Source organism: Chryseobacterium capnotolerans, from assembly GCF_021278965.1.
Lineage (GTDB): Bacteria > Bacteroidota > Bacteroidia > Flavobacteriales > Weeksellaceae > Chryseobacterium > Chryseobacterium capnotolerans.
Genome location: NZ_CP065589.1, coordinates 3300807 through 3314424 on the forward strand (window position 1 = coordinate 3300807; position 13618 = coordinate 3314424).

Annotated in this window: 14 protein-coding genes and 1 pseudogene; 2 read left to right on the plus strand and 13 right to left on the minus strand. The window is 32.6% G+C overall.

Translation table 11 applies throughout. The features are described 5' to 3' along the window. Positions 1–226: 226 nt before the first annotated feature. The 8 genes and pseudogenes from H5J24_RS15825 to H5J24_RS15860 all read right to left on the minus strand — a co-directional run. Positions 227–561, minus strand: a pseudogene (locus tag H5J24_RS15825) (HU family DNA-binding protein); the annotation flags it as partial. 90 nt (positions 562–651) lie between these two features. Continuing rightward, positions 652–1455 carry a hypothetical protein gene (locus tag H5J24_RS15830; protein ID WP_232815665.1) on the minus strand — a complete coding sequence of 268 codons (804 nt, stop codon included), beginning with the start codon at positions 1453–1455 and terminating at the stop codon, positions 652–654. Positions 1456–2073: 618 nt separating this feature from the next. Then, the gene (locus H5J24_RS15835) at positions 2074–2304 is read right to left on the minus strand and encodes an N-6 DNA methylase (protein ID WP_082811105.1); all 231 of its coding nucleotides are present in this window, start codon (positions 2302–2304) and stop codon (positions 2074–2076) included. A gap of 22 nt (positions 2305–2326) precedes the next feature. Further along, positions 2327–2404 carry a hypothetical protein gene (locus tag H5J24_RS15840; protein ID WP_232816384.1) on the minus strand — a complete coding sequence of 26 codons (78 nt, stop codon included), beginning with the start codon at positions 2402–2404 and terminating at the stop codon, positions 2327–2329. Beyond that, entirely contained in the window at positions 2398–2526 is a 129-nt protein-coding gene (locus tag H5J24_RS26375; protein WP_317228589.1) for a hypothetical protein, read from the minus strand. The genes H5J24_RS15840 and H5J24_RS26375 overlap by 7 nt, the downstream gene beginning before the upstream one ends. 508 nt (positions 2527–3034) lie before the next feature. Then, entirely contained in the window at positions 3035–4123 is a 1089-nt protein-coding gene (locus H5J24_RS15850) for a T9SS type A sorting domain-containing protein (protein WP_068941993.1), read from the minus strand. 412 nt (positions 4124–4535) lie between these two features. Beyond that, a complete protein-coding gene (locus H5J24_RS15855) occupies positions 4536–4880 on the minus strand; it encodes a hypothetical protein (protein WP_068941991.1) in 345 nt (114 codons plus the stop codon). Between the two features lie 63 nt (positions 4881–4943). Continuing rightward, positions 4944–5111 (minus strand): hypothetical protein, encoded by a 168-nt coding sequence (locus H5J24_RS15860; protein ID WP_167386981.1) that lies wholly within the window; start codon positions 5109–5111, stop codon positions 4944–4946. Positions 5112–5713: 602 nt separating this feature from the next. On the opposite strand from H5J24_RS15860, the gene H5J24_RS15865 reads away from it, so the two are divergent. After that, positions 5714–6514, plus strand: coding sequence for a LuxR C-terminal-related transcriptional regulator (locus tag H5J24_RS15865; RefSeq protein WP_068941989.1), 801 nt, complete (start codon positions 5714–5716; stop codon positions 6512–6514). 136 nt (positions 6515–6650) lie between these two features. Then, entirely contained in the window at positions 6651–7109 is a 459-nt protein-coding gene (locus H5J24_RS15870; RefSeq protein WP_228407600.1) for a DUF6438 domain-containing protein, read from the plus strand. A gap of 594 nt (positions 7110–7703) precedes the next feature. Here H5J24_RS15870 and H5J24_RS15875 read toward each other — a convergent pair. The 5 genes from H5J24_RS15875 to H5J24_RS15895 all read right to left on the minus strand — a co-directional run bounded on the left by H5J24_RS15875 (position 7704) and on the right by H5J24_RS15895 (position 13553). Further along, positions 7704–8309, minus strand: a complete 606-nt coding sequence (locus tag H5J24_RS15875; RefSeq protein WP_068941988.1) for a GNAT family N-acetyltransferase — start codon at positions 8307–8309, stop codon at positions 7704–7706. 72 nt (positions 8310–8381) lie between these two features. Continuing rightward, positions 8382–8897: a hypothetical protein gene (locus H5J24_RS15880; RefSeq protein WP_068941986.1), complete on the minus strand. Its 516-nt coding sequence runs from the start codon at positions 8895–8897 to the stop codon at positions 8382–8384. A 571-nt stretch (positions 8898–9468) separates the two neighbouring features. Beyond that, positions 9469–11850 (minus strand): SEL1-like repeat protein, encoded by a 2382-nt coding sequence (locus tag H5J24_RS15885; protein WP_232815667.1) that lies wholly within the window; start codon positions 11848–11850, stop codon positions 9469–9471. 223 nt (positions 11851–12073) lie between these two features. Continuing rightward, positions 12074–12523, minus strand: a complete 450-nt coding sequence (locus H5J24_RS15890; RefSeq protein WP_141395645.1) for a hypothetical protein — start codon at positions 12521–12523, stop codon at positions 12074–12076. A gap of 595 nt (positions 12524–13118) precedes the next feature. Further along, positions 13119–13553 (minus strand): hypothetical protein, encoded by a 435-nt coding sequence (locus H5J24_RS15895; RefSeq protein WP_068941981.1) that lies wholly within the window; start codon positions 13551–13553, stop codon positions 13119–13121. Positions 13554–13618: the final 65 nt, after the last annotated feature.

The following is a 13618-nucleotide window of genomic DNA, read 5'->3' on the forward strand; positions in this document are numbered from 1 at the left end:
ATTTTCATTTTAAATATAAAATCAGTTCGTATTGATGAAAGTTTTGTCCAGCCTTTGAATTTTCTGCCAGAGATTTTCATCATCTTTCAAGAAATGAGCAGTACATGTTATCTTATATTAGCAAACTCTTGCTCAACTCTTAACTAATTGCTACCCAACAATTAACTAACTTTTGCAGAACACTTAAGCAAGAATGGGCAAAAAATGCATATCCTTTACCGGAAACCTACTTCGCTTTCTTAAAAATTACCGTCTTCAGCGCAACATTGATACGCTTTCCGGGACGGTAATTAACACATGCTCCTTTAATTAAAGTACTGCGAAATTCTTTTTTGTATCTGCACCGCCCCTGCTGAGACTAGGATAGAAGCTGTCCAGCTTATCAAGGCGGATCATCTTCCCATTGGTAAGATTATCCTGTATCCCATTTTCCAGTGCAATGATAACACCACGGATTGAGGCTTCCGATAATGCAGAGAATTTCTCTATCTGTCTGGTGAGATCGTTTATGCTCAGCTCATCATCATTGGCGATGGTTACATACCATTTTTTGGTACCACCTCATTCACACTCAACCCTCCTCCTTACATTCAATTATACTTAATGGCCAGTTTTTTTTATGGTTAGCCGGATTTTTTGTGCAACTTAATTTTAATTTGCAGGAATTGCATATATTGAGTTTTCACCAAAATTAGCTTTGAATCTAACATTACTTGACATTAATGTTCCTCTAAAAACACCATTAGATACAACATATAATTTTGTAGTAGTATTTACAACAACAATAGAAGTCCCTCTGATTTGTCCTAAATATGTTTGCTCCGTATTAAGAATATTTCCCGTCAAAGTACCGAATGCCCCACTAACAACACCAAAGCCACTGGTGGCTAAAGCATTATTGCTAGATGATAGTTGTGACAGGACATGAAAATTTCTTGGAAATACAGTTGTAGCACTTGCCGGCGTACCCGCCACCGGTGTACCAGTAAGCTCTAATTGTAAAACCCAAGATACAATCCATTTTCCTGGAGGTAAGGTTATATATCCCATAGACATATAATTAGTACCATCAAATGATGCAACATCAGTAAAACTATTGCTATCTGCATAAACAGGACCTAAAGTCGCTGCTGGACTGGCTACCCATTGGGCTCCACCACTCGCATTTGTCGTTAATATATTTCCGTTAAATCCACCTGCAATTTTTGCCGGTGTAACAGCTAAATCTACTATATGATTGGTGTTTATCACATTATTTGCTATTCTAATTATGTTACTATTTTGACTCGCAGTGACATCTCCTGTTAATGCAGCACGCTGAAAAGCACCGCCACTTAACACTACAGAGGTAGAGCCAGTATAAGTACCATTCGTAATTTTCTGCCAAAGGCTGCCATCGAAATAATAATATCCCACGGCATTTATGTTGGTTCTGGGGGGATGTAGTGTTTCCACCGGAAACATCCGTAATGTAGATCAAAGCACCTCTCTGGTTAGAACCATACGTTCCTGTATTGGCTGTAAGCTCAGCTCTTGTAATACGTGGTGCCTGCAAACCCAAAGTTTGTGTGTTGTCTGTTATTGTACCTCCTGAGTCTCTTTTGGCACTTACATCCATTGTGGCATTGGGGCTTCCTGTATTAATACCCACTTGGGAAAATGCAATTACTGAGAACAATAGACTGCTTAAGAGAATAATGTTTTTTTTTCATTTGTTTATAGTTTAAAATTAATTTCCAATCTTTTCAAATTAAAACAGGAAAGGCATCTGTGCAATAGGGAGAGTGTTTTTCCAGTTTCATCATTTATGTTTTTTGTAGTAAACATTCTTTACAGAAATGTTTACCAGTCTCTTGATAACAGCATCACAAAAAATAATGCAATGCGTGAAGACTAATTTGGTTTCTACAAATATATTCGGATACAGTATTTAAATAAAATAGCAGATATCTGTCATTTTATAGTCCCTAAAGATTAGCTTATTCTGTTTTTATCATACGATGTACGTTCTAAGGGTTGTATCATACCATTTTTTTAAGTTAAATGGAGGATTTGCCATGATATAATCAAAGTTCAACCCTTATGTAAATCATTGCTTAAAGTATCGGCATTCTTTTCTCCCAAATGATGCGAAATACAACGCATTGCCAAGTTCGTTTTTGCCAGGCGGTAAGTGGCAGGATCTCCATCTTGTTCATACACATTCACCATTTTAATATCACCTTGTTTTTCCTCCACATATTTGGCACACTGGATAAACATACCACCCGAGCCACAGCAAGGATCGTACAATGTTCCATTCATTGGACTTTTTTTACATCTCTATCTAATGCTTCAAGGTAAAATTGAGTTGTTCTACATGTTCCAGTTTAAATTTATCCGCTTTGAGTTCAAAAGCTACCAAACATTGCAGCCCTCGATGACAGAATAATAAATCAACAAGAAATCACTATTTCCAACTTGTAGTTTGTATTCTTCGCCAACGAAAAGAAAATCTTTGCCTAATTTCAAAATAAAATTTCTCAACTGTCTGGCTAATCCTTTTTACAAATCACTTCCATGGGTTTCAGAAAGGTTTAGAAAATCAAATATATAACTATCTTTAAAGGTATTTGAATATTGGGTTTCCAAATAAATGAAGCTGGCTGCAAAAAAAGGAATAAAAGAAGATCAGGAAGGATAAGAATTCTTAATGAATTTGATTTCCAATCTGGCCGTATAAAAATCTCAAAAATGACAACGTTTCAAAGGTTTTTGTTTTTCTCATAATAATTAAAACATTGTTTGTAATAATTCTTTTCATCAATTTTTTGAATGGTGGCAGTTATTTTTATTCTCAATGCAAAAATAAAAAGCCGTATGAAAAATTTCCATACGGCCCTGATTGAGTATAATTGTTTTGAGATATTATAAATTTCCAACACTTGTATTTAAGTATCTGATTTACATTAATGAATAGTAGATATTTTTTATATTTAAATTTTATAAGGATATGTAAAGAATCTGGTCTTGAAGCAGAATATATACTAATCTTTTATCTCTTTATGATCTTTTCCACAAGTTTTTTATCATCAGCAAAATAGATCTCCACCATATAAACTCCTTTTACCAGATGTCCTACATTGACGGATGTTATTTGTTTTTCATTCACTTCCAGTATTTTTCCGCCTGCCATATTATAGATCACAACTTTTTTCACAGGCTGTTTTGATTTGAGGTGCAATATATCTTCTACAGGGTTAGGATATATACTTGTTCCCGACTGTGAAAGATCAATATCATCAACACTTAAGCAAGCCCCGCTGGATACAGTTACTGGTAAACGTATAAGACTTTCACACAGATTCACAGTTTGGGAAGCATAATAGGTTGTTCCGCTAACCAATGGAGTTGTAGAGGGTAAAAGATTTCCTGCGGTATCATACCATTTGATATCTGTTCCGCTAACAATAAGCTGAGAAAGTGTATTTCCGGAACAAAACTGCTGTGCAGTATCTCCTGTCGGCACCGGTGTGCTGCACTCTTCAAATGTCACATTATCCAGATAAGCGAAGTTTCCGGCCTGAAGTGGAAGAACTTTGAATCCTTTAAACTTCACTCTATTGGTTCCGGCGGGCACGATGATTGATTTTGTCACCCACTGAGTTGCGTTAGGAATAAATATGCTTGGCAGGATACCTCCAGTATTCAGTTCACCGTTTACTCCTATCAGGTAATTATGAGCTTCGGTATAAGTTGTACCTCCATCTGTAGAATATTCCAGGATAATATGGTCATCAGCAAAGATGGTCTGCAGAGCAACAGGCATTGTATACCGGTTCGCAGCTGCAAAGTCAAAGGTTACTCTTATCCATCCTCCTCCTGAAGATTGCAGAGCCGGAGAAATCACATTATAGGTTGAAGCCCCCTGTGAATTGTAAAAATTATACATAAGACATCCTTTTTCTCCGTTTGGGGAACCCACATCAGGATTGCTGACAACAAGAGAATACATAGAATAATCCCATTGAGTCTGAGTAGGACTATTCCCAAACTTCTCTGTAAAAGGCAATGTAACCTGTGAAAAAATCAACACAGGAAACATTACCATACAGAACAATACATAAAATTTGTTTTTTAGCATAGAATTTAAATTAGGTTATCAATACTTTATCATATCAAAACAGATATCAGTTATACTTTACAGATCAGCGAAAGGCTGTCATATCGGTTACTGATTTTCAGCAAATGTATTTTTAATCTGTAACAAATAAAATAACAGATATCCCTCATTTTAATAAGAAACAGAAGGTAGGTTTAATGCTGGTCCGGTATTCTTAAACACCACCAGGATAAAATTCATTATTTGTGTTTTAATAGTTAATAAGAAGAGAATAAGGATGAAAATAAAGCGAACCACAATTAACACTTTTCCCAATAAAAGCTTCATTTCCATCCTTAAAGACTCTCCATAAAAAAACTACACTCTATTCCCAAGAAAAATCTATTTATATTTTATTCGTGATTAAATTTTTAAAATCAGCTTATTTTTAATGTTAGAAAAAGGCGGGAAGGGGGTTAGAAAATATCCTTCCCAGATTTGCACCTACTCCTGCTTCCCGGTTCTCAGCCATAAAGTTTACCGGATAAGCGCTTCCCACTCCATTATCTAAAGCAGCAAGCACAGTAGGATATCTTTCACCTGGATAAGCTCTGCTTACAAATAACCTGGAAGGAATTACTTCAGGTCCGGATAAATTTACTTTCCCGGTATTCTCAATTCGAATGGCTTCAGCTCCATTAGTTCTTACAGACAATGCCATATTATCTGTTGTTTCCAGGAAGTTTACAGCCGGATTAGTATTTGAATTACCCCCAAGATTCCATTTCAGATTTCCCAATACCTCCTATCCCATTGGGATCCGTTGTATCCCGAAAATTTATTGACAGGAGCTGTTTCATAATCAATACCCTGTGGCAGGATTACTGATAGTATTACGTTGTGCTGTAGTCAGCCGGGGTAAAAGCATCCCTTTTATTGTTGAACTGATATCCAGCATAGAAAAAGGAGCGGGCGAAGAGGTATTGATACCCACCTCAGCATTTAAAATATCGGCAATCAACAGGAACAATGCTGTAATTTTTAATTTGTGTTTTGCTCATTTTTGTTCTCTATTATTTTATTTTAGTTTTTACCCATATATCGATTCTTAATGTAGTTTAAGTTTTTATTATACTCAACACCTTCCTTTCAAAAAGGGAATATATAATCTTTTACCAGGAAAAATGATTGAGGTTATACAGTTTTTATCGTCGAAACTTTTGTATTCAGGTTCAGCATTGTATTTCAGACAGAATAATTCAGTTGTTATTTATGCTGTGATCTTATGATGGAAAAAAGTTTGTATGAAAGTCTATCGGAGGATCTGATACTTTGCATAAAGGATAATATTTGCTCATAATTTTTTGTGTTTTTAAGAAAAGTCATTGACTTATAGGTTTGTACAAAATTATCAGTACCAGGATTAAAAAAAAATGACAGATATCTGTCATTTTTCATTAAATTTATTTTATAAAAAACAGACACAGCTAAAATCCCCTATGATCACTACCATCAACCAATAAAAGATTCCAGACATCCCATGTTGGGATTGAGAATATATATTGGATTATTTGCAGGTGATTCAGGAGGCTGAAAAATTCTACTGTCGGTTATTTTTTAATCTGAAACACAATGGAAAATACAATCAACCCGATAGACCGAGACCAGTTTTTCAACTATTTCTTTCTTCACAACGAAAAAGAAACTAGTACCGATTATAATACTTTTTATTCGGAGACCATTGAGGGGTGTAAGAAATACGCTATCAGCCCCTATTTCTGGTTTATTTCCAATAATATAGAAATGAAAACCACAATATTTAGTGACAATATAGAACATTTCACACCTTTTACAAAGGAGGAATGGATGGATTCTGGCACTGACTTTTTTATCAATCTTTTTCATCCTGACGACCGCTTCTATCTGATGGGAGCCTTTGAGTTTTCTACTAAAATGTCATATATGATGGATGAGGATAAAAGAGGGAACATGAGGTTCAATTTTTACGCAAGAATGATAGACCGTAATAACAACTACCGCTGGATACTGCTACAATCTCCCCTGCAATACAGGAATGAAAAGAAAGAAATAGAAAGCTCATTGGTTGTTATTTATGATTTGGCTCATTTTCATATTATCAATAAGCCATTACTTTCCATTATGGATTTCAATAATAAGGAAATCCAGTATTTCAAGCATATCGAACAGAATATTCAGCAGATTGAAGTTGAAAAGCCGATAATTACCAAACGGGAAAAAGAGATTTTAAAGTTAATGGCAGTGGGTTTAAATACACCTGAAATAGCATCGTCTCTCTTCATATCCTACCATACGGTAGAGAATCACAAACGGAATCTAAGGCAAAAAACCAATACAAAAACATCTTCAGAGCTTATCGCCTTTACGATGACTCACAGTCTTTTACTGCTTTAATATAGATATACATTTGTTTATTTCTGCATTGATCAAAAAATGACAGATATCTGTTATTTCATATCTTTTGTATTCATAGGATATTGCAGTCCTAAGTTTATCCCTGTTGGATAGATGGTCATTAATTTATTAACAAATGATGAAATATATAGTTTCAGCGATCTTTTTCTTATTGATCACAGCATGCAGCAGTAAAAAAGCCATCAGCAATTCACCTATTGCCGAAACAATTACTCTAACGAAAAATCTTTGTTTCGGATCATGTCCTGTTTACACCATTGAAATCCGGAAGAATGGCAACATTCGACTGGATGCAAAAAATAGTGTAAAAAATAATCTGAAAGGAGTTTATACTTCAACGCTGAGTAAGGAAGATCTCAATTCTGTTAATGCTTTAGACTTTACATTATTGAAAGACTCTTATGGAAACAGAGAAGTTTCCGACCTTCCTTCTACTGATATTGAGATTCACCTTCCGGATGGAAAAACAAAAAAAATAAACGACTATGGCAATCATGGGAGTTTTGAGCTGGAAAAATTATATCAGCATATTGACATACTTATTGGAAAACTGCATTGGGAAAAGGTAAAATAAGACCTCTCTCATCAGTTGAAGTCTAAAAATTCAAAAACAATTTTTTGTTTTGTTTGTTACGAAGTGCCGCTCAGAAATACTCTGTTTTTCTTTTTATAATCAATTCTTTGAGTTCCTTTGAGATTTCTACTTTTTCCTCAAAAAGGATGCTTTGTATTCTGAATCCGGCACAAAACTCCTGATATCAAAAGATCTCAGGAGTTTATTTTTTATATTGAACGGTCTTATTTTAACCGCATTCTCTCTTTAAAAAAATCTACCTAAAAACAAGGTTCATTCTTAAAAACACTATGCTTTGCGTAGTACAGTTTACTAATAGCATCAGTAGAATAATGGATGTTACAATTTTAATATTATACACTTTATTACTTATAAAATTTCAACAAAAATATAATTTCACGGAACTTCATTGGAAAAAGAAGATTAACAATTCTTCATATCAAACCTAATATTATCTAATACGTCTCTCAGGGCGAACCAAAAACATAAAAAAGGAATGGAAACGCCGTACCTTTTTTATTTTATTAACTATTTTATGAGATGGATTTTTTGTTTTATAGCAGCATTTATTCCCAGAGATCATTTATACAGCAATCAACATATCTTTTTTTCAGGACTATCCAACAACAACCTTATATTTCCTCTTATTATCTTATCATCATTAAATAACTTACAATCAAAACCAAATGATTCATAGAATGTAATCAACCAATCAAAATGGTCAGCATCAACACTTGATAAATCTCCTGTAATATACTTGATATCTTTTTTCTTTGCTTCTGCAATAACAAAATTCATTAAGGCTCTGCCATAGCCTTTATTTTCCGAATTATGTTTTGTTATAAAATCAACAATTTTAATTTCATTGCCATAGTCCCTGAAGTGCATTACAGAATCCCAAAAATTACAATTCCCATTTTCACCAGATAAGTAAATACTATCAAAAATATTCTTTTGAGAATATGTCATAAAGACTATTTCACCATGTTTAGTTAAAGCAGCTTCTGTCATAGAGTTTTCATTTCTTTCAAGAATATATTTTAACCGTTCTAATCTTTTAGACATTAATTTATTTTCCTGTATCAGAGTTTCATTCTCTTTATACAATTCGCTTCTCTTACTTTGGGAAATTTCCAAAATTTTCTGTCTTGATACAAATTCACTTTTAAGAATCATACGAGATATTTTCTTAATTCCCATAATTATTAATACGATATTGTCCGTATTTTAATGTTTAACAAACAAAATAATAAAAAAAATGTTATCTTCATATTACTGGTGTTTTGAACTTGTTTTTTCGATATAGAGGATGTCTACATTATTATCTTCTAAACAGTGAATCGTTATGAGCATATTGGTACACATGTCCTTCAAGTGAAGACTTGGACTCATGATGATTGTTATTGCCCAAGAATCAAGGTAACTATGTTCTGTTTGCACGGAATACTTATATCCTTTTCCGGTCAACCTTTGAGTAGCAGATAAAACAATAGTATCAATAACAAGTTTATCTTCACGTTTTAAATTCTTAAATGAATTTTTATAAAAAGGAACTACAAAACGGAAAAATAAGAATGCAATGATAGAAGCAAAAACAATACTAAAATAGGTACTTCTATCAGATGTTTTGCTTATAATATCCTTAATTGCAGTTATGCAAGGAAATCCAATTCCAAGAAGAAGCAAGGGCAAAAATAACAATCCCAGTATCAGTCTCGACTTAAACAAAAGCTTCAGTTTTTTCTTTTCTCTAGTTGTTAGAGGCTCTTTTCTTATTTGTGTAAACATTATTCCTATTTATTATTTTAGTAATTGATTAGATATATTGTTTCCCTAACATTCTGCCCATATCTCTATCTTTGTTTGATATATAGGCTATATTATAAATATCTCCAACACAACCTTCTGCATTTATACATCTGAACAATCGGTCATTTAATCTGATACAATATCGTTTGAAACTCATATCAGCGATTTTGTATTCAATATCAAATTTTTTCAGAAATCACAATTATTAGTTTGTATATATCCCATTCCTACAACTTTTTTTAATATGCTACAGCCGAGATTAAAATCTATTTAGTAATTATGTGAACTTGTGTTTATGAATTTGAGCTGTGAAGAATGCTCCAGCAGCTAATAGAAAGCAGATTGAAATAAGGAAGAAAATCAAGAATAAGAAGAACTTATTGGGAATTTTCAGAGAATTCTTTCTTTTGAAGTGTTGAGGGTTTGTAAAGCCCGTCAAGCTTAAAAAAAGAAAACTACACTTAATAGCAGAGAAACAATTATATATGGTCCCGTAAAATCCAAATTCTTTAGTTTATTTATTGATCTAATTTTTAAAACTTTCTAAAATCTATCCCTTTTTCTTTCTAATCTCTAAACCAGCTGATGCTATTTTTTGAGCATATTGTTCTGCCAAAGTTTTATTCTTAAAATCTTTATCATTGGTATAGATATCATACAGATTCAGAAATGCTTCATTATATTCCATATCTGCAGCTGCCTTGTAATGCTTAATTGCGAGGGGTATATTTATTTCCATTTCTATTCCTTTTTCTGCATAAACGCCTAATTGCCAACTGGCATACCCCTCCTCATCATCAATGACTGCCTTTAACAAATAGGATAACGCTTTATCAGGATAATTAAAATGATTGTACAACCATCCCAGTTCCAGATCTACAGATTTACCAGCTTTTTCAGCTTTTAAATAATATTTTAGTGCTAATTCATAATTTTCGTTTCCATCTGTATTAAAATAATAATAATTACCGAGATTAAGTGCTGCACTCATATTACCTGCTTTCAAAGCCTCTGTATACCAATAAAGCATTTGTTCCTGGTTTATAGACGTACCCATTCCGTCTGCATAGCAAAGACCTACATTTAACATGGCAGTTTTAGATCCTAACTGAGCTGATTTCAAAAACAAGTGAAAAGATTGTTCTTCATTTTTATAATGAGGGTTTTCTCCTTTGGCATCTTCATAAATAATAGCCAATTCATTCATAGCATCAGCGTGCCCTAAATCTACAGCCTGTTGGAAATTATACACTGCCTCTGCCACGCAGTATTCATTATCCATCTCAAGAAGTATCCAAGCTTTCTGATAAAATACTTCATCTGCCTTGAGGCCTTTATCTACATATGCCTGAAGTCTATTCTCTACTTCACGAGAGAAGTAATGATAACCAAGTTCTTTATTTGAATTAATATATCTTTGTAAATTCGTTTTTTCCGCTTCATGGATACCATTTGAATCAAAAGTATAAACCATGTCATCTTTTAAGCAATAAGCATCATCACCTTTCAAAATCAGATCATATTCTATGTGTACTTTTAATTCACCAAGAGCATGAATTATTCCCCATAAGCCATTGATCTGAACAGCAAGAAAAGCATTCTTTAAAGAAATAATATCATCATAAATAAAATCACTTATTTGCGTATTGAAATGATTAATGTTAAGATATAATCCATATTTTCCCGATTTTTTAACTTTCAAAAAATCATCATGCAAATGTTCTTCTTCATTGGCAATTTTTGCACAAAAAATATGATCTCGTTTTTGTAAAACAACAGGTAGTGTATCTATACTTTCATATTCAAAATCCAGGATCATATTTCCTTTAGAGTCCATTACCCCATACTTTTTAGCTTTTCGGATGATAAAAACATAATATAAATTCTTAATTATTTTTTCGTAACCACTTAACAATAATTTCCCATGATCATCCAATAATAGATTTTGATCTGACTTTGTATTCTGGAAGACCTCATAAATATACTGTTCGTTTGGGATAAGTATACTTTTAACAAAGCTAGTTTCAAATTCTCCTAAAAACCTAAATTGTTTTGTAAAAATGAGTTTCGTCTTTCTATCCTTTACAGTAATTATATAAGTTTCTTCATTGTTACCGGATTCTATACGTTCTTCATATTCAAAAGGCAGTACAACATTATTATGATTATCTATAACTCCCCATTTATCATTTAATTTTGCTGTAAAACATTCACGATTGTAACCGATATTATTCATATCTTGGTACATAAAATCAATGATTACATCTCCCTCTTTATTAATCTTTCCATATTTTCCTGCCCGTAATACAATTGCATAATCTCCCATAAAATCAAATGCATCATCAAATTGTGGTGGTATTACTTCTTTACCGTTTTTACTGACGTAACCATACTTTTTATCAAAAAAAACCACGGCCATATTCTCATCATCAAAATCGTAAAACTTTTCGTATTGAGGTGGAATAAGAATTTTTCCGGCTGCATCTTTTAATCCCCAAAGACTATGTTCTTCAAAAATTAGTGGTGCGGAAGGCTCAGGCTGATCAATAATATCCCAGCCATAGCCATAATTTGAATAATTAAAAAATGATTTAAAATCATCAAACCATTCTCCGACCTCTTTTGAAAATAAAGAAAGTTCAAGTAAAAAAACGTTGTCGGTATTAATAGCATCATTGATAACGGCATTATTATTTTTAATCTTCTGAAGCCACTCTTCTGCTTGTTTTTTATGGCTGGTATTATTCATGTTAAACACGTCCCAGGCATCTAAATTGAAATAAGGCTGATTAAGCTTTTCAAGATAATTAAAAAGATTTTCTTTCGCATTTTTAAAATGCTCAACATCATCAATTAATTCGTCCTGATGCCTTTCAATGAAATTATAAAAACGCTTTAAATTTTCTATTCCTTGAGGAGCATTGTAAAACAATCCGGAATTATTTCCGGGCGTATGGGTATTATAATTATTACCACCAATAATTCCTCCATCAATTAATAAGGGTTGTAAAAAAGTGGGATTTCATACCCCCATTCCATCATCATTACATCATCTTCAGAAGGTTCTCCCGGCTGGTTAACATTATATAAATAAACTCTATGTGACATTTTTAACGATTATTTTGTGAGTTGTTGGTTACTTCAATATCTCATTTTTATTTTACCTCTGAAGGTCCTAGAACTTTAGAAAGTTCAGAGTTTCTATAAATATACTCTACCGAAGTACTATCTCCATCAGGGTAATGAAATCCCGGAACTTCTATTCCATGTATTACACCATTTTGTATATTTTTAAAATCAATTTGTTTTTCTGCAAGATCTCCACCTCTTGCAAAGGAATATTTATATTCAAGTTGCCCATTATTATTGATAAAAATTGCATAATGGGTATCCCAATTATTTCCACCATCCCGTCCCTCAATGGAAAAGGGCATAATAGCATCATCCTGATGATCATCATTAAGATCACCAATAAGTATAGGCCGCTCTGAGTCAAAAACTGTGGCATAAGAATCCATATACAGTTCCTTGATAAATTGGTCTGTTTTTATATTTTTCTTAAAAGCATTCAAAACTGTTGCAGTATCAATGCTTATTTTTTTCACATCTACAACATAACTTTTTATAACAGTTGCATTAAGATGGATCGTATCGCTGCTCTTTTTATTCTCACCGGATATTTTTTTCTCTGGTTTACAGCTTAAAACTATTATGACAAATAGTAATGAAAGATCTCTTATTTTTAAGCACATAATATGGGTGGGACGCTAAATAATTGTATTTACTAAATATGTAACCAGCTTTACATCAGTTCTTCTATCTTACTTCTCGCTTTTAAACATATTGACCAGAACATCTATAAAATAGATATGCAAATGACCAAGGCGAATTTGTGGAAAATCTATGTTGTAAAAATCCCTGATTTCTGTTAATTTAAAAGAGATAATAAACAAATGTTGGGATACTGTATTGAATTAACGTGAATAAGACTATTGTATGAACCAGGCCACAACCATCCAGAAAAAATCTGCTATATATAGTCCGAAGAGATAGCTTACAAAAACTTTAGGAACTTAATAAGATGATATTGAACAAATGATGAATAAAATAATAACATTGCTTAATATGATAAGTTTCTGAAGTTACTTAAATTTTTGTCATTCTAAACAATTATAAACTTAGATCTTGGTTAAATACTATCTAATAACGAGTTATAATACTATTACCTTTTTCAAAAAGAATTTTTTCCCCTTTCGGATTATACACTGATAAACTGTACTCTGACCAATATTTATCAATTGTCTTAACTACATACTTATATCCTTTATTTTTAAAATTAAAATAATAGCAATTGTCTATATAAGTTAATTCACCGTCAATTATAATCATTTCAGTTGGTGTAAAAGGAGCATCAATATCAATAGGAAAATCCGAGATAATACCTCCTGACTGATAGAGGTATTTGCCATTAGATTGTTTGTCTATTTTTATCCAACACTTGTAGGTTTGAAAATATATAGACTTAGGGATTTGTTGATTATAAGAATAATTTTTAAAATAAGTTTCGTCTTTTTTTGCATTAACAAAAGAAAATTGAATCAAAAATAATATTCCAAATAACATTTTTTTATACATCAAATTAATATTTTAAATTATAGTTATGGATAAATACTCACCTTATTGCTTAGACGTAATTTTTA